Genomic DNA, 16934 nt, shown 5'->3' on the forward strand with positions numbered 1-16934 from the left:
CCTTTAAGGAGATCATAATATGGCACGCGTAAAACGCGGCGTTACTTCACACGCCAAGCACAAAAAAGTTCTCGATCAGGCTGCCGGTTTCCGCGGTCGTCGCAAGAACACCATCCGCACCGCTAAGGCTGCAGTTGATCGTTCGAAGCAGTATGCTTACCGCGATCGCAAGAATCGCAAGCGTACCTTCCGCGCTCTCTGGATCCAGCGCATCAATGCTGCTGTCCGTGAGCAGGGCCTGACCTATGGCCGTTTCATCGACGGTCTGGCAAAGGCTGGTATCGAAGTTGACCGCAAGGTCCTGTCCGACATCGCAATCCACGAACCGGATGCATTCGGTGCGCTGGTTGCATCGGCGAAGAAGGCTCTTGAGTACCTCAAGAACACCGAAACGCCGAACGCTTTTGAAGGCGCTGTCCGCTAAGCCAGCCCTTCCCAAGTGATATTGTGAATTTGGGGAACCCGCGCTGGCTCGGCTGGCGCGGGTTTTTCTTTCTTATCTGGTGCCCGTTGCAAATATCGCCGATGAAGAGGCGTGGGTGTTGCAGGCGCGACAGGGCGTAAACCAAGAGGCGACGAGTGTCTTTAGACACGAGTGGGATGTAAACAAGAGGCGTCGAGTGTCCCTTGGACACGAGAGGGATATAGACAATGAGCGATCTTGAACAACTCGAACAAACGATCATGGGCGAAATCGCCGCCGCCAGCGATGAGCAGGCGATTGAAGCGGTCCGCGTCGCGGCGCTGGGCAAGAAGGGCACGGTTTCCGAAAAGCTGAAACTGCTTGGCACCATGACCCCGGAAGAGCGCCAGGTTCAGGGACCGGCGATCAACGGTTTGAAGAACCGCGTCACCGATGCGCTGACCGAGCGCAAGACCGCGCTGCGCAAGGCGGCTGTTGCGGCCCGCCTTGAGCGCGAAAAGCTCGATGTAACGCTGCCAGTCCGTGAAAGCGCTGCTTCGCGCGGTCGCATTCATCCGATTTCGCAGGTGGTGGACGAGATCACCGCGATCTTCGCCGATATGGGTTTTTCGATTGCCGAAGGTCCGGATATCGAGACCGATTACTACAATTTCACCGCGCTGAATTTCCCGGAAGGGCACCCGGCGCGCGAGATGCACGACACGTTCTTCTTCAATCCGGACGAGAAGGGCGAGCGCAAGCTTCTGCGCACGCATACCTCGCCGGTGCAGGTGCACACGATGGAGAAGTTTGCAGCGATCCGTGACAAGGAAGGCCGCGACGAGCCGATCCGCATCGTGATCCCGGGCAAGACCTATCGCATGGATTCCGACGCCACCCATTCGCCGATGTTTCATCAGGTCGAAGGTCTGGTCGTGGACAAGTCGGCCAATGTCGCCAACATGAAGTGGGTGCTGGAAGAGTTCTGCAAGTCGTTCTTCGAAGTGCCGTCGGTGACGATGCGCATGCGCCCGAGCTTCTTCCCGTTCACGGAACCGTCTGTCGAAGTGGACATTCAGTGCGACCGTTCCGGCCCGCATGTGAAGTTCGGCGAAGGCAATGACTGGCTCGAAATTCTGGGCTGCGGCATGGTGCATCCGAATGTGCTGCGCGCTTCCGGCTATGATCCGGACGTCTATCAGGGCTTTGCCTGGGGCATGGGCATCGATCGCATCGCCATGCTGAAATACGGCATGCCAGATCTGCGCGCCTTCTTCGATGCCGATGTGCGCTGGATCAACCATTACGGTTTCCGTCCGCTCGATCTGCCAACACTGTTCGGTGGCCTGAGCGCATGACGCAACTGCCCGAACCTTATCGCGATGCGGTGACTTTCGCCTTTGGCGATTCGCCAGAACTCGCCGATGAGTTGCTTGCGCTGGTACTGGCGGGTCGCAAGACTGCGACCTGTGCCGCGCTTGCCTCTTTCGGTGAAGACGGCGAGCCGATGCCGGTTGTCGGACGTCGCGATGTGGTTCTGGATGGTCTTGGTCGCCCTGCAGCGGTGGTTGAAACAGTCGAGCTGACGGTCTGTCGCTTCGATGAGGTTGATGCCGCTTTTGCGGAACAGGAGGGTGAAGGCCCGCTGGAAGAATGGCGAAAGGGGCACGAAGCCTATTTTCGCCGCAACGGCGGTTTCTCCCCGGATATGGAATTGCTTTGCGAGCGCTTTCGCGTTGTCGAAGTGCTCAAACGCTGAAATTTAGGAAAGAACACGATCATGAAATTCACGCTTTCCTGGCTCAAGGATCACCTTGAAACCGATGCGACGCTCGAACAGATCGTCGAAAAGCTGACCGATATCGGTCTTGAAGTGGAATCGGTCGATGACCGCGCTGCCTTCAAGGCTTTCAAGATCGCCAAGGTGGTGAGCGCCACCCAGCATCCCGATGCTGACAAGCTGCGCGTACTCTCCGTCGATACGGGCGATGGCAAGCCGGTTCAGGTCGTTTGCGGTGCGCCGAACGCCCGCACGGGTCTGGTCGGTGTTCTGGGCCGTCCGGGCGACTATGTTCCGGGTCTTGATGTCACCTTGTCAGTCGGCAAGATTCGCGGTGTCGAAAGCTTCGGCATGATGTGTTCCGAGCGCGAGCTGGAACTGTCCGACGAGCACAACGGCATTATCGATCTGCCGGAAAATGCACCGGTCGGCACCAGCTTTGCGGCCCATATGGGGCTTGATGATCCGATCATCGAAATCGGCCTCACGCCAAACCGCGCCGATTGCACCGGCATTCACGGTATTGCCCGCGATCTGGCAGCCGCCGGTCTTGGCACGCTGAAGAACACGCTGCCTGCCGCCGCCAAGGGCGAAGGCGAAACGCCCGTCAAGATCATTCTCGATCAGGATGCAGCAAACCCGTTCTGCCTCGGCTTTGCGCTGCGCATGGTCAAGGGCGTGAAGAACGGCCCAAGCCCGAAATGGATGCAGCAGCGTTTGAAGGCAATCGGTCTGCGCCCCATCAATGCGCTGGTGGATATCACCAATTACGTGACCTTCGATCAGGGCCGTCCGCTGCATGTGTTTGACGCGGCCAAGGTCAAGGGCAATCTGACGGTGCGTGCCGCCAAGGATGGCGAAACCATTCTGGCGCTCGACCAGCGCGAGTACAAGCTGAACACCGGCATGTACATCATCGCCGATGAGAACGGCCCCGAATCGATTGCCGGTATTATGGGCGGTGAGCATTCGGGCTGCGACGAGAACACCACGGATGTGCTGATCGAATCCGCTCTGTGGGATGCCCGCATGATTGCGCGCACGGGCCGCGAACTCGGCATCGTCACAGATGCACGCTATCGTTTCGAACGCGGCGTCGATCCGGAAATGATGGTTCCGGGTGCGGAAATTGCGACCAAGATGGTTCTGGATCTGTGCGGCGGACAGCCGACGATGCTGGACGTTGTCGGGTACAAGGCTCCTGCGTCGCGCGTCATCGATTTCCCGGTCACGGAAGTGAAGCGCCTGACGGGTATCGAGGTTTCCTACGATGCCTCGCTGGATATTCTCAAGCGCCTCGGTTTCGGTGTTGAAGGTGACGGCAAGGTTATCAAGGCGACGGTGCCGACATGGCGCGGAGACGTGGAAGGCAAGGCCGACCTCGTTGAAGAAGTCATGCGTATTCACGGCATCAACCAGATCGAGCCGCAGCCGCTGCCGAGCCATGGCGCCGTCAATGGTCGCATCCTGACCACATTGCAGATCCGCACGCGTCATGCCCGCCGTATGCTCGCTTCGCGCGGCATGCTGGAAGCGGTGACCTATTCCTTCATTTCCGAAGCGCAGGCCAAGGCATTTGGCGGCGGCCAGCCGGAACTGAAGCTCGCCAACCCGATTGCATCCGACATGTCGGACATGCGTCCGTCGCTTCTGCCCGGCCTGCTGGCCGCGGCACAGCGCAATGCGGATCGCGGTTTCGGCGATATCGCTTTGTTCGAAGTGTCAGGCATTTACGAAGGAGACACGCCGGAGAAGCAGCGCCGTGTGGCGGGCGGTATCCGTCGTGGAACGGCAGGCGTTGAAGGCGCTGGTCGTTTCTGGTCCGGCAATGCCGCAACGGTCGGTGTGTTCGACGCCAAGGCCGATGCGCTGGCCGCACTGGAAGCTGCCGGTGCGCCGGTTGATCGCATCCAGATCGAAGCCGGTGGTCCGGAATGGTTCCATCCGGGCCGTTCGGGCACGCTGAAGCTTGGCCCCAAGGTCGTTCTCGGCACGTTCGGCGAGTTCCATCCGGACACGCTGGAAGCGCTCGATGTGTCGGGCAATCTCTGCGGTTTCGAAATCTATATTGATGCGATCCCTGAGCCGAAGGCAAAGGCAACCCGCACGAAGCCTGCGCTCAACCTGTCGCAGTTCCAGAGCCTCAAGCGCGATTATGCCTTTGTGGTGGATGCGAATGTTGAAGCAGGCAATGTCGTGAAAGCGGTTTCCGCTGCCGACAAGAAGCTGATTGTCGGCGTGCAGGTGTTCGACGTCTTCACGGGCGCATCGCTTGGCGAAGGCAAGAAGTCGATCGCGGTTGAAGTGCTGCTGCAACCACAGGATCGCACCCTGACTGACGAAGACCTGGAAGCGCTGTCCCGCCAAGTGGTGGCCAGTGTCGCCAAACAGACCGGCGGCGTGCTGCGCGGATAAATAAAAGGCCCCGGAAACGGGGCCTTTTTCATTGTTACATATGTCTTTTTTAAAAGGTGGATTTTCAAATGAGACCTGTTTTTTATTGTTTTCTTTGCTTCTTTATTCTGTTGTCCCGAGCATCATTCGCCGATGCGGATCACAAATCCCGTCTGGACGAGATTCTGGCTGACGGTGTTTTGAAAGTCGGCACGACAGGTGATTACCGACCATTCAGCTTCAAGAAGCCCGAAACTGGATCTTTCGAAGGCTTTGATATCGATCAGGCGAAAGCTCTTGCCAAGGCCCTTGGTGTCCGGCTGCAACTGGTTCAGACGTCGTGGAAAAATCTTTCCGCTGATTTCGCTGGCGACAAGTTTGACATCGCAATGGGTGGTGTTTCCGTCACTCTTGAACGGCAGAAGACAGGCTTGTTCTCGACGCCTTATCTGGAAGACGGCAAAGCGCCGCTCACCCGCTGTGCGGATAAGGACCGATTTGCAACTTTTGCCGATGTCGACCAGCCTTCAGTGCGGGTGATTTTCAATCCGGGCGGCACCAATGAAGCCTTTGTGAGGGAAAATCTGAAAGAGGTGCAGCTCGTCCCGTGGAGAGACAATGAAGGCATCTTCGACGCTCTTGCTGGCGGAAAGGCCGATCTGATGATGACGGATGCCGTGGAAGCGCGCCTGCAGCAGAAACTGCATCCGGATATTCTATGCGCCGCTTCTGTCAAAAAGCCGTTCACCTATGTCGAGAAGGCATACTGGATTCAGCGGGATACGGAGTTGGCTGCTTTTGTCAATCAGTGGCTTCATCTTTCGCAGAAGGATGGAAGCTTCGATGCGGCTGTGCGGAAGTGGCTCGATTAGCAACGTGTTCGTGCGCTGTCGGCTCTCGGTGTTACAGCCAGTCCGGGCGCATATCTTCGAAAGAATGATACTCGGATTGTAACTCAGGGCGCTTGTTGTCATCAAAGCCGCCAATGAGAAGGGCAATCACCGGCGCGTCGTCGATCGCACCTATGGAACTGCCGCAAGACTGGCAGAAGGCCCTGCTAGAATAATCGGACGAGCGATAGGTGGACGGCGTGCCTGCTGGTCCGGTCCATCGGACCCGGTCGGCGTCAAACTCGACCCAGCCCGCATCAAACGATCCCGTATGGCGCTGGCAGTTTTTGCACGAACAGAAATGCGGATTGGCGACAGGTCCCTGCGCTTCGAAGCGGATGGCGCCACAAAGGCAGCCGCCTGTATAGAGCAATTCGGTCATGCGTCTTCCGTGACGGCTGTGGTCTGGCGTTGCGGCATGGCGCGCATGGCCATGTCGATGATCTTTTGCACTGCCGCACGCGAACTTCCGTCGCGCGCCTCATAGGAGAGGCTCTGCTGGATTGCGTGGTAGAACTCACTCATCTGGGTGATATCGGTATTTGCTGGCAGGTCGCCATCGCACAAGGCGCGTTGCAGGCGTTTCGAAAGCAGTTCCTGATTGGTATGGCGAATGGCGGTCAGGAACTCCTTGACCGGCACATTCTCCGGTTTGCACTGGATCGAGCTGACGCTGATCATGCAGCCGCCAGCCGGACAGGCAAAAGCGCTGTCCGCGCTCAATTCGAGCCAAAGGCGTATGCCATCCTGAATGGCGGCGGCGTCTTCCAAAGCTGCGAAGGGGGTGGCGCCGATGGTGCGCCGGTAAAAATCGACGGCCTCGCGAAAAGCCTGCTCCTTATTGCCGAAAGCGGCATAGAAGCTCGGCGGCGTAATGCCTATGGCTGTCGTGAAATCACTGATCTGGGCGCATTCATAGCCTTTGGCCCAGAACACCTTCATGACCTTGTCCAGCGCAGCATCGCGATCGAAACTGCGCGGGCGACCGCGCGAAACCATTTTTCCTCCCTTTCTATAGTCTGTCTTATATAATTCGCTTGACGTCTCCGAACAAGTCGATATGAATTATATAATCATTATTACATAAATAGGATTCGTCTCCATGAACGATTCGTGCGAATCTGCCCTTGCGGCGGAAGGGACGTCCATGTCCCGTAAAGAGGCGCGGGCAATACCGATGGTTGTCTATTGCCTCAGTCTCGGCGTTTTTGCGCTGACGACCTCCGAGTTGATGATCTCGGGCATGATGCCTTCGCTTCAGGAGGCTTTTGGCCGGTCCATTGCCGATATCGGCAATCTGATCTCGCTCTATGCCTTGGGCATGATGATTGGCGGTCCGCTGGTGACCGTACTGTTTCTCGCCCTCAAGATCGAGAACAAGCGTGGGCTTCTGGGCCTCTTGATCTTCTACGCGCTTGCCCAGAGCGTTGCCGCCTCCACCAGCAATTTCCATGTGCTTCTGGTTGCCCGTGTGCTGACCGGCATGGCCGCCGCGACGAGTTTCGGCCTCATGCTGGCCATCACCGCACAGCTGGTCGCGCCGGAATTGCGGGGGCGGGCATCGTCGCTGGTCTTTGCCGGATTGATGCTCTGCACCGTGCTCGGCGTGCCGATTGCAACGGCAATCACCAATGCTTTCGGCTGGCGCGCCAGCTTCTGGAGCATCGTGGTGCTGATTCTGCTTTGCGCGCTGGTCATCGCGCTGAAGATCGAAACGACCCGCGACGGACCCCAGGCTGACCTGCGCTCAGAACTGGCGGAAATGCGCAAGCCGAAGCTCTGGGCGGCCTATGCGACAAGTGCGCTGGTCATCGGCTCGTCCTTTGCGGTTTACAGCTATCTGTCGCCGATCACCGTGGAGCTGGCCGGTTTCTCGGCCATGCAGGTTCCGTTTCTGCTTGCCGTCTATGGCGCCGCCAATATTGTCGGCAACTATGTTTCCGGTCGTTTTGCCGACCGATACACGATCATGACCATCTTCGCTGGTCTGGTGGTGATGCTCGCAGCCATGCTGATCTTCGCGCTCTTCGCAGAACTCAAGCCAGCTGCGATCCTTGCCATTGTGATGATCGGCCTGACGGGAATTGCGCTGAACCCCGCCTTTGTGGCACGCGTGATGCGCATTGCCCATCCCGGTGCATTGGTGAATGCGATGCATGCATCGGTCATCAATATCGGACTTGGCCTCGGCCCTTGGATCGGTGGTCAGGCGATGGAGGCAGGATATGGTCTGCACGCGCCACTGTGGGTTGGCTTTGCCATGACGCTGGCCGGGTTACTGACGCTGGCTCCGCCCGCCTTGCGGCGCATGTAACCGCAATTCAAAACGACAATAAAAAGCCGGGGCATGCCCCGGCTTTTTTCTGACGCTACAGATGTAAACGGGTCAGTCCTTGGAAAACATGGTGGCCGACTGAGAGGTCGAGACCATCATATTATAGTCGTTGACGATCCATTCGAGGTCGGAACCAACGCGTGCCTTGCGGGCGTCGCCCTTGGTCTTCTGCAGCGCTTGCTGGAACGAACGCAGTTTGCCGAGCAGGCTTGCCGGGCGGGATTCGAAGACGTGGAAGGAGTTCGGATGCTCCGAGGCGTAGTCATCCATTTCGCGTACGGCGGCCGCATAGACATCCATCGCCTTGCCGAAGGCTTCCATGTCGACCACCGGCTTGTCATTGTCCGGCAGCAGGTCCACCACCGACTTGGCGCGCATCATGACATTACGGACGTGCCAGTTGGCCTTCTTGCCTTCCGCCTTTTCAAGGGCGTCGAGTTCTGCAAGATCGATCTTGCTCTTCTCTTCATCCAGAAGCGCGTCGACACGCTTGCGCTCCTTCAGGAATTCCGGCGCATAGTCGGCAATCTGCTTGTGGAAGGCTTTGGCTTCGGCAAACTTGTCGGACATATAGTCCTTGCGATCATAGTATTTGCTGGCCTTTTCGATCACTGGCGCCAGCTTCTGGTAAATCGCGATGTAGCTTTCCATGGCCGCATCGAGATCTGGCATTTTCGGATCGGCCTTGGTCGCGCCCTCGGCGGCTTCGATTTCGCTGCGCACGTCATAGAGCGAATAGAGCCCGTAGACATTGCGCTCCTTGCCGGTTGGCCCCTTTTTCATATCGACCCAGCTGTCATATCTGCCGAGCGATTCCGATGCGCGGATCGTGCGATTGAGAAGCGAAACATAGGCGTTCATCTTCTCAATGGCGGCATTCGGATCGGCCTCATTGGCGGATTGCGCGAAGGCCGTGGCAGGCAGAAGGACTGCCAGAAACGCAAACAGGATTGCGCGCGGCGAAAATCGTCTCATGTGCTTTTCCTCTTTTAAGAACCGGACGCTGTGTCCTCAATTATTCACGAGCATTGTCCGGCAGCCAGTTGTTGCCGGAGCGTTTTCTGATGAAGGTGATGATTGAAACGACGACGGACAACACCACCAGATATTCAAAGAAGCGGAACGGGATGACGATCCAGCCGCTGATGGAGCGTTCGATGGCGCCATAGATGTTGATGAGCTGGAAATCGTAGTTCACGCTGGTGCTCCCGCCGCCATGGCTGACGATTTCCCTGATCTGCATATGGCTTCCGGGGCTGCCGAAAATCCATGCCAGCGGCTGGTTATAGAGCGGATTGCCGCGGCTATCGAAGAACATGGCAGTGAAGGCCATGAAGGAAATCATGATCGCGGCTGCTTCCGGCTTGCGCCAGTCGACCTTGGTGAACCAGAATATCGCGGAGAAAACGACAAGGAGAACGGCGCTTGCAACGCCATCAATGAAGATGACGCCATACATCCCGTAGACCAGGGCCAGTCCCACGAGGGCAAAGCAAGCGATGACAGCGGCGGCAATGGCAAAAATGCCAAGCACTTTTGTAACAGATCCTGTTTGCATAGCGCGCAGAGAGCATGTGTAGAACGGAATAACAAGTCTTATTAGCGACTTATAATATTGAGAGCGGTACTCATGAACTTCTTTTTACGCTTTGCTTTTGGCGCCGAAACTTGAACCCAGGTCCAAATTGACAGGAATGAGCAGGATGAACCATCTGCGCTATGCCGGATTGCCAGAGAACGAACAGCGGGCGGTCTTCACAGAGATCATCCTGCAAAACCCGCTCCTGAAAGATGCTTTTTCCCGCCTGCAAGCCTTTGCTACGTCCAGCGGACTAACTGGGAATGGCAAAGAAAGTCTGGAATTCTGGATTGTCTCTGGCGCGCTTTATAACAGTGTCTGGAATCACCTGACCGAATGCCCCGTGCTGCACGGCATCAAAGATGTCGATATTTTCTATTTCGATGCACGTGATCTGTCCTGGGAGGCGGAAGACAGACTGATCGAACACGGAAAGGCTCTTTTCAGCGATTTTTCTCTGCCGGTCGAAATACGCAATCAGGCGCGGGTGCATCTGTGGTTCGAACAGCGCTTCGGTCAGCCTTACGAACCGCTGCGCTCTGCGACGGAATCGATTGGGCGCTTTTCAACCATCGCGCACTGCGTCGGCGCCCGCTTGGAAAGCGATGGCGCGCTGACGTTACAGACGCCCTTCGGCCTCGACGACATTTTTTCGTTTCGTCTCAGACCTAATCGTGCCATCGATAACGCCGCAACGCATCGCACCAAGGCGCGCCGCGCGCTTTCATACTGGCCGGAACTGACTTTTCAGGACTGGGACGCGCCAGAATGATTCGGCGATGCGTTTTGTGAGAGTAACGATCTGAACGAAGGAAATGGCATGTTCCGCTGGGGTATTCTTTCCACCGCCAAAATCGGCGTCACGCAGGTGATTCCCGCATTCGCCGCATCGGATAACGGCGTTGTCCACGCAATCGCGAGCCGCGATCACGCCCGTGCCCGGGCTGTGGCCGACCGTTTTGGCGCTCCGCTTGCCTTCGGCTCCTATGAGGAATTGCTCGCCAGCGATCAGGTGGACGGCGTTTATATCCCGCTGCCGACATCGCAGCATATCGAATGGACGATCAAGGCCGCAGAAGCTGGCAAACATGTGCTGTGTGAAAAGCCCATCGCGCTCAAGGCCGATGATATCGACCAGCTCATCGCCGCGCGTGACAAGCACAAGGTCACGATCGCCGAGGCCTTCATGGTCTATTATCATCCGCAGTGGATCAAGGTGCGCGCATTGCTGGCGGAAGGCGCCATTGGCACCTTGCGCCATGTTCAGGGCGCTTTCACCTATTTCAACGTCGATCCGGGCAATATGCGCAACCAGCCGGACCTTGGCGGCGGCGCTCTGCCCGATATCGGCGTTTACCCGACGGTCGTGACGCGCATGGTGACGGGCAAGGAGCCGCTCTCGGTGCAGGCTTCGGTCGAGATCGATCCGAACTTTGGCACTGACCGCTATGCCAATGTCGCGGCGCGATTCGACGGCTTTGACATGACCTTCTATGTCGCGACTCAGCTTGCTGGACGCCAGACTATGGTTTTCCACGGCGACAAGGGCTTCATTGAAGTTCATGCGCCGTTCAACACCGGAAAATACGGTCATGGCCGCATCACGCTTCATGACGCAGGCCATACGGAAGCGACGGAATGGTCGTTTTCGGACGCAAATCACTATCAGTTGCAGGCGCAGAGCTTCGTGCGCGCGGTGCAGGGCGAGGATGTAGGCTTGTTTTCATTGGAGAATTCCAAAGCAAATCAGCGCTTTATCGATGCGATCTATCGCGCGGGCAAAAATAGTGGTTTCGTAGAGGTATAGAACCGTCTGGAAACAGACCTGTCAGAATAGCCGGGAAGGAATTTAAGGCTGTCCGGCTGTTCTGACTTGCAGTGAAAAAGCGCCTTTCTTATATACGCCTCGCACAGGGCTTCGATGACAGGCCGGAGGCTCTAGAAAAAACCTCCGGAACCCAACCTTGAAGCGGGCATTGTGAAAACCGTAGGAACCGCCCATGGAACGCTCGGTAGAGGTCTTGGCGGTTTGCTGAATGGAGAGAAATATGGCTAAAGTTATTGGTATCGATCTGGGAACGACCAACTCCTGCGTCGCCGTCATGGACGGTAAGAGCGCGAAGGTCATCGAGAATGCCGAAGGCGCCCGCACGACGCCTTCCATTATTGCTTTCACCGATGGTGACGAACGTCTCGCTGGTCAGCCTGCGAAACGTCAGGCTGTCACCAATCCGGAAGGCACCCTCTTTGCAGTCAAGCGCCTGATCGGTCGCCGTTTCGACGACCCGATGGTAACCAAGGACAAGGATCTTGTCCCATACCACATCGTCAAGGGCGACAACGGCGATGCGTGGGTAGAAGTTCACGGCAAGAAGTATTCGCCATCGCAGGTTTCCGCGATGATCCTTCAGAAGATGAAGGAAACGGCTGAATCCTATCTCGGTGAAACCGTCACGCAGGCCGTTATCACGGTTCCGGCTTATTTCAACGACGCCCAGCGTCAGGCCACCAAGGACGCAGGCAAGATTGCCGGTCTGGAAGTGCTGCGTATCATCAACGAGCCGACCGCTGCTGCGCTGGCTTATGGCCTCGACAAGAACGAAGGCAAGACCATTGCCGTATACGATCTTGGCGGCGGCACCTTCGACGTGTCGGTCCTCGAAATCGGCGACGGCGTGTTTGAAGTGAAGTCCACCAACGGCGACACGTTCCTCGGCGGTGAAGACTTCGACATGCACATCGTCGACTACATGATCACCGAGTTCAAGAAGGAAAGCGGCATCGATCTGAAGAACGACAAGCTTGCTCTGCAGCGTCTTAAGGAAGCTGCCGAAAAGGCAAAGATTGAACTGTCGGCTGCCCAGCAGACCGAAATCAACCTGCCGTTCATCACCGCTGATGCGAGCGGTCCGAAGCACCTTGCAATCAAGCTGTCGCGCGCCAAGTTCGAAAGCCTGGTTGAAGATCTCGTCAAGCGCACGATCGAGCCGTGCAAGGCCGCTCTGAAGGATGCCGGTCTCAAGGCTGGTGAAATCGACGAAGTGGTTCTGGTCGGCGGCATGACCCGCATGCCTAAGATTCAGGAAGTCGTGAAGGCCTTCTTCGGCAAGGAACCGCATAAGGGTGTGAACCCGGACGAAGTCGTCGCCATGGGCGCGGCAATTCAGGGTGGCGTTCTGCAGGGCGACGTCAAGGACGTTCTGCTGCTCGACGTGACCCCGCTGTCGCTCGGCATCGAAACGCTGGGTGGCGTGTTCACCCGTCTGATCGACCGCAACACGACCATCCCGACCAAGAAGTCGCAGACCTTCTCCACTGCCGAAGACAACCAGTCGGCTGTGACGATCCGCGTCTTCCAGGGCGAGCGTGAAATGGCTGCCGACAACAAGATCCTCGGCCAGTTCGACCTCGTGGGCATTCCGCCTGCACCGCGTGGCGTGCCGCAGATCGAAGTGACCTTCGACATCGATGCCAACGGCATCGTGAACGTCTCTGCCAAGGATAAGGGCACCGGCAAGGAGCACCAGATCCGCATTCAGGCTTCGGGCGGTCTGTCGGATGCCGACATCGAAAAGATGGTCAAGGACGCCGAGGCCAATGCCGACGCCGACAAGAAGCGCCGCGATGCTGTCGAAGCCAAGAACCAGGCCGAAAGCCTGATCCACTCGACTGAAAAGTCGCTGAAGGATTATGGCGACAAGGTCTCGGAAGACGACAAGCAGGCAATCGAAGGTGCTGTTGCAGCACTCAAGACCTCGCTTGAAGGCGACGACGCTGAAGACATCAAGGCCAAGACCCAGACGCTTGCTGAAACGGCAATGAAGCTCGGTCAGGCCATGTATGAGGCAGCGCAGGCTTCTGAAGGTGCAGAGGCTGAAGGCGGTGAAAACGCTTCGTCCAAGGACGATGTCGTTGACGCCGACTATGAAGAAATCGACGACGACAAGAAGAAGTCGTAATCATCTGCCGCTGACAGTGAAAGCCCGGCTCCATGCCGGGCTTTTGCCAGTTTCTGTATTCGGCATATGACGAATAATAACGAAGGCTCCGGTTGGGAGTCCGGTCCAGCCGCCGGGGTAACGGACGTATGAAGATCGATTATTACGAAGCATTGGGCGTAGAAAAGTCCTGCGATGACAAGACGCTGAAAGCGGCTTTTCGCAAGCTTGCCATGCAGTACCATCCTGATCGCAATCCGGATAATCCGGAAGCTGAACGCAAGTTCAAGGAAATCGGCGAGGCTTACGAAACGCTGAAGGACCCGCAGAAGCGGGCTGCCTATGATCGTTTCGGCCATGCTGCCTTTGAAAATGGCGGCGCAGGCGCCGGTTTCGGCAATGGCTTTGGTGGCGCAGGCGGTTTTGCCGATATTTTCGAAGATATTTTTGGCGAGATGATGGGTGGCGGTCGCCGCCGTTCCAGCAACGGTCGCGAACGCGGCGCCGATCTGCGCTATAATATGGAAGTGACGCTCGAAGAAGCATTTGCCGGCAAGACCGCGCAAATTCGCGTGCCGACCTCCATCACCTGTGACGAATGCTCTGGTTCTGGAGCCAAGGCCGGTTCGCAGCCCACCACCTGTACCATGTGTTCGGGTTCGGGCCGTGTTCGCGCGGCGCAGGGCTTCTTCTCTGTGGAACGCACTTGCCCGACCTGTAACGGTCGCGGACAGGTCATCAAGGACCCTTGTGGCAAGTGCCATGGTCAGGGCCGCGTCACGCAGGAGCGTTCGCTCTCGGTCAATATCCCGGCCGGTATTGAGGATGGCACCCGCATTCGCCTTGCAGGCGAAGGCGAAGCCGGAATGCGTGGCGGACCATCGGGCGATCTGTACATCTTCCTGTCGGTCAAACCACATGAGTTCTTCCAGCGCGACGGTTCCGACCTTTATTGCAAGGTGCCGATCTCGATGACCACAGCGGCGCTGGGCGGCCAGTTCGAAGTCTCGACACTGGACGGTACCCAGACCCGCGTCAAGGTTCCGGACGGTACGCAGAACGCCAAGCAGTTCCGCCTTAAGGGCAAGGGCATGCCGGTTCTGCGACAGCAGGCAGTGGGCGATCTCTATATCCAGATCGATATTGAAACGCCGCAAAACCTGTCGAAGCGCCAGCGCGAATTACTGGAGGAATTCGAAAAACTCTCCTCGCAGGAGAACAGCCCGAAATCAGCCGGGTTCTTCTCACGGATGAAGGAATTCTTCGAGGGAATAGGTGATTAAGAAAGGGGAGCCATGCGGCTCCCTTTTTTCGTATTTTCCTTATTCCTGCCTTGCTTAGGGAATTGAAAGCGGCATAAACTTGTCCAATAACGACAATGGGAGCATGCGGAATGGCAGGTCAACTCGGCAGGAAACTCGCCGCGAAATTCGACGAGGAAATCCGTTTTTTCAAAGGGTGGATTGACGGTCCGAAAGCGGTAGGCGCCATTCTGCCGACCAGCTCCATAACCGCGCGACGCATGGCCAGCGTGATTGATATTCATTCGGGTCTGCCGGTTCTGGAACTGGGACCGGGCACCGGCGTCATCACCAAGGCGATCCTCAAGCATGGCGTGAAGCCGTCCGATCTTTACTCCATCGAATATTCGCAGGATTTCGTCGAGCATCTGAACAAGACATTTCCCGAGGTGAACATTATCCAGGGCGATGCCTTCGATCTCGACACCACGCTTGGCGAGAAGAAGGACCAGCAATTCGACAGTATTGTTTCTGCTGTACCGCTGCTCAACTTCCCGATGGCGCGCCGCGTCCAGCTCATCGAGGACATGCTGACGCGTATTCCCCGCGGTCGCCCGTTCATGCAGATCACCTATGGTCCTCTGCCGCCAGTTCCCGCCGGTCGCGGAAACTATACGGTTCAGCACTATGATTTCGTCATGCGCAATGTTCCGCCTGCACAGCTTTGGGTTTACCGCAAGCCGCTTGGCTGAGTGTCTGATCCAAAAGTCACCATGCCGGTCTGCAAATGGCAATTTCTGTGCTTCCGGTGCTCACGTACCCAAAAGTACGCTGCGCTCCGGTTCTCGAAATCACCATTTTCGCCACGGCATGTCGCTTTTTCATTCAGACACTGACTTCATAGGAGTTCTCCATGACCGCACGTGTTCTTGTTTTCGCCGGTTCGATCCGTATTGGCGCTTTCTCGGGTCATATGGCGGATGCCGCCGAAAAGGAATTGCGTACGCAGGGCGCGGAAGTCACACGCATTACGCTTGCCGACTATCCGCTGCCGCTGATGGACCAGAATCTGGAAAAGGAACACGGCGTTCCTGAAAACGCCATGAAGCTCGGTCGGCTCTTTGCAGAACACGACGCGCTTCTGATCTGCTCGCCGGAATATAATGCGTCGATCCCTCCGCTGCTCAAGAACACGCTCGACTGGGTCAGCCGTATTTCCAAGGATGGTGATCAGCCGCTTCGGCCCTATAGCGGGCTGACGGTCGGCTTGTGTTCGACGTCGGACGGCATGTTCGCCGGTATGCGCGGGCTTTATCATCTGCGCGCGGTACTCATGGCGGTGGGAACGCAGGTTGTGACCGAGCAATGTTCAGTCGGCCGCGCCTCGGCAGCATTCAATGAAGACGGTACGCTCAAGGATGAGCGCAGCGCGAAGATGCTCACGGCTGTCTGCCACAGCGTGATCAGCCGGGTCGGCTGATTCTCCGTTCAATCTGCATATTTCAGGGCGCGGTATCTTTCGTACCGCGCCTTGTTGTGCGATTAGAGCATGATCCCGAAAAGTGGGCACCGGTTTTCGGAAACGATCATGCTTAAGCAAAATGCTTGAGCGGGATGATGTTCAACGTGAAATAGATCCCGCTCAAGATAAAATCACAGCGGAGAATTTCATGACGACGACAGAATTGCGCGATCAGCTGATCGTGGGCCTCGACGTGCCAACTATCGCCGAAGCGGAAAAAGCCGTTGAGGAACTTGGCGACGCCGTTTCCTTTTACAAGATTGGCTATCAGCTGGTTTTTGCGGGCGGTCTCGATTTTGCAAAGAGCCTGATTGCGGCGAAGAAAAAAGTCTTCCTCGACATGAAGCTCCTCGACATCGACAACACCATCGCCAAGGGCGTGGAGAATGTTGCGAAAATGGGTGTTTCGATGCTCACGCTGCATGCCTATCCCAAAGCCATGCGCGCCGCCGTCGAAGCGGCCAAGGGGTCCGATCTTTGCCTGCTCGGCGTGACGGTGCTGACCTCGATGGACGATGCTGACCTGAAGGAAGCTGGCTATTCCGACAATGCTGAAACGCTGGTGCTGAAGCGTGCGCGTCAGGCGCGCGAGGCAGGTCTGGGCGGTATCGTCGCTTCCGCAGCTGAAGCTGCCGCCATTCGTCAGGCCATCGGGCCGGATATGGCCGTGGTAACCCCGGGCATCCGTCCCGCAGGCGCTGAGAAGGGCGATCAGAAGCGTGTCATGACGCCTGCGGATGCGCTTCGGGCCGGTGCGAGCCATCTGGTTGTGGCGCGACCGATTGTCGGAGCGGCGGATCGCAAAGCGTCAGCGCTTGCCATTCTGGAGGAAATGCGCTCGGTTGCGTAAAT

17 protein-coding genes are annotated in these 16934 nt (G+C 57.2%); 13 read left to right on the forward strand and 4 right to left on the reverse strand.

Annotated elements, in window-relative coordinates; all coding sequences use genetic code 11:
• Positions 1-19 precede the first annotated feature (19 nt).
• From rplT to FHW03_RS01195, 5 genes are all read left to right on the forward strand, one after another.
• Complete coding sequence (gene rplT / locus FHW03_RS01175) at positions 20-424, forward strand: 50S ribosomal protein L20 (protein ID WP_078337671.1); 405 nt, start codon at positions 20-22, stop codon at positions 422-424.
• 227 nt (positions 425-651) lie between these two features.
• Positions 652-1761 carry a phenylalanine--tRNA ligase subunit alpha gene (pheS, locus tag FHW03_RS01180; protein ID WP_182518991.1) on the forward strand — a complete coding sequence of 370 codons (1110 nt, stop codon included), beginning with the start codon at positions 652-654 and terminating at the stop codon, positions 1759-1761.
• Positions 1758-2162 (forward strand): ASCH domain-containing protein, encoded by a 405-nt coding sequence (locus FHW03_RS01185; protein ID WP_182518992.1) that lies wholly within the window; start codon positions 1758-1760, stop codon positions 2160-2162. Before pheS ends, FHW03_RS01185 begins: the two co-directional genes overlap by 4 nt.
• Positions 2163-2183: 21 nt before the next feature.
• A complete protein-coding gene (gene pheT / locus FHW03_RS01190; RefSeq protein WP_182518993.1) occupies positions 2184-4598 on the forward strand; it encodes a phenylalanine--tRNA ligase subunit beta in 2415 nt (804 codons plus the stop codon).
• A 68-nt stretch (positions 4599-4666) separates the two neighbouring features.
• The gene (locus FHW03_RS01195; protein ID WP_182518994.1) at positions 4667-5449 is read left to right on the forward strand and encodes a transporter substrate-binding domain-containing protein; all 783 of its coding nucleotides are present in this window, start codon (positions 4667-4669) and stop codon (positions 5447-5449) included.
• Between the two features lie 31 nt (positions 5450-5480).
• Here the strand turns inward: FHW03_RS01195 and FHW03_RS01200 are convergent, their stop codons facing one another.
• Both FHW03_RS01200 and FHW03_RS01205 read right to left on the reverse strand, forming a co-directional pair.
• Entirely contained in the window at positions 5481-5849 is a 369-nt protein-coding gene (locus FHW03_RS01200) for a GFA family protein (protein WP_182518995.1), read from the reverse strand.
• Positions 5846-6466 carry a TetR/AcrR family transcriptional regulator gene (locus FHW03_RS01205; RefSeq protein ID WP_182518996.1) on the reverse strand — a complete coding sequence of 207 codons (621 nt, stop codon included), beginning with the start codon at positions 6464-6466 and terminating at the stop codon, positions 5846-5848. Before FHW03_RS01205 ends, FHW03_RS01200 begins: the two co-directional genes overlap by 4 nt.
• Before the next feature lie 148 nt (positions 6467-6614).
• On the opposite strand from FHW03_RS01205, the gene FHW03_RS01210 reads away from it, so the two are divergent.
• Positions 6615-7781 carry an MFS transporter gene (locus FHW03_RS01210; protein WP_377513848.1) on the forward strand — a complete coding sequence of 389 codons (1167 nt, stop codon included), beginning with the start codon at positions 6615-6617 and terminating at the stop codon, positions 7779-7781.
• A 72-nt stretch (positions 7782-7853) separates the two neighbouring features.
• On the opposite strand, the gene FHW03_RS01215 is transcribed toward FHW03_RS01210, so the two are convergent.
• Together FHW03_RS01215 and FHW03_RS01220 are read right to left on the reverse strand one after the other, a co-directional pair.
• The gene (locus tag FHW03_RS01215; protein WP_182518998.1) at positions 7854-8777 is read right to left on the reverse strand and encodes a YiiG family protein; all 924 of its coding nucleotides are present in this window, start codon (positions 8775-8777) and stop codon (positions 7854-7856) included.
• A gap of 40 nt (positions 8778-8817) precedes the next feature.
• Positions 8818-9336 carry a hypothetical protein gene (locus tag FHW03_RS01220; protein ID WP_377513850.1) on the reverse strand — a complete coding sequence of 173 codons (519 nt, stop codon included), beginning with the start codon at positions 9334-9336 and terminating at the stop codon, positions 8818-8820.
• 169 nt (positions 9337-9505) lie between these two features.
• On the opposite strand from FHW03_RS01220, the gene FHW03_RS01225 reads away from it, so the two are divergent.
• The 7 genes from FHW03_RS01225 to pyrF all read left to right on the forward strand — a co-directional run bounded on the left by FHW03_RS01225 (position 9506) and on the right by pyrF (position 16932).
• Positions 9506-10153 (forward strand): nucleotidyltransferase family protein, encoded by a 648-nt coding sequence (locus FHW03_RS01225; RefSeq protein WP_182519000.1) that lies wholly within the window; start codon positions 9506-9508, stop codon positions 10151-10153.
• Positions 10154-10201: 48 nt separating this feature from the next.
• Entirely contained in the window at positions 10202-11188 is a 987-nt protein-coding gene (locus FHW03_RS01230) for a Gfo/Idh/MocA family protein (RefSeq protein WP_182519001.1), read from the forward strand.
• A 241-nt stretch (positions 11189-11429) separates the two neighbouring features.
• On the forward strand, positions 11430-13340 hold the full coding sequence (dnaK, locus tag FHW03_RS01235) for a molecular chaperone DnaK (protein WP_182519002.1): 1911 nt from the start codon (positions 11430-11432) through the stop codon (positions 13338-13340).
• Between the two features lie 128 nt (positions 13341-13468).
• The gene (gene dnaJ, locus FHW03_RS01240; RefSeq protein WP_182519003.1) at positions 13469-14602 is read left to right on the forward strand and encodes a molecular chaperone DnaJ; all 1134 of its coding nucleotides are present in this window, start codon (positions 13469-13471) and stop codon (positions 14600-14602) included.
• 110 nt (positions 14603-14712) lie between these two features.
• The gene (gene pmtA / locus FHW03_RS01245) at positions 14713-15312 is read left to right on the forward strand and encodes a phospholipid N-methyltransferase PmtA (protein ID WP_182519004.1); all 600 of its coding nucleotides are present in this window, start codon (positions 14713-14715) and stop codon (positions 15310-15312) included.
• A 161-nt stretch (positions 15313-15473) separates the two neighbouring features.
• On the forward strand, positions 15474-16040 hold the full coding sequence (locus FHW03_RS01250) for an NAD(P)H-dependent oxidoreductase (protein WP_182519005.1): 567 nt from the start codon (positions 15474-15476) through the stop codon (positions 16038-16040).
• 190 nt (positions 16041-16230) lie between these two features.
• Entirely contained in the window at positions 16231-16932 is a 702-nt protein-coding gene (gene pyrF / locus FHW03_RS01255) for an orotidine-5'-phosphate decarboxylase (RefSeq protein WP_182519006.1), read from the forward strand.
• Positions 16933-16934: the final 2 nt, after the last annotated feature.

The organism is Ochrobactrum sp. RH2CCR150, from assembly GCA_014138095.1.
Taxonomy (GTDB): Bacteria; Pseudomonadota; Alphaproteobacteria; order Rhizobiales; family Rhizobiaceae; genus Brucella; species Brucella gambitense.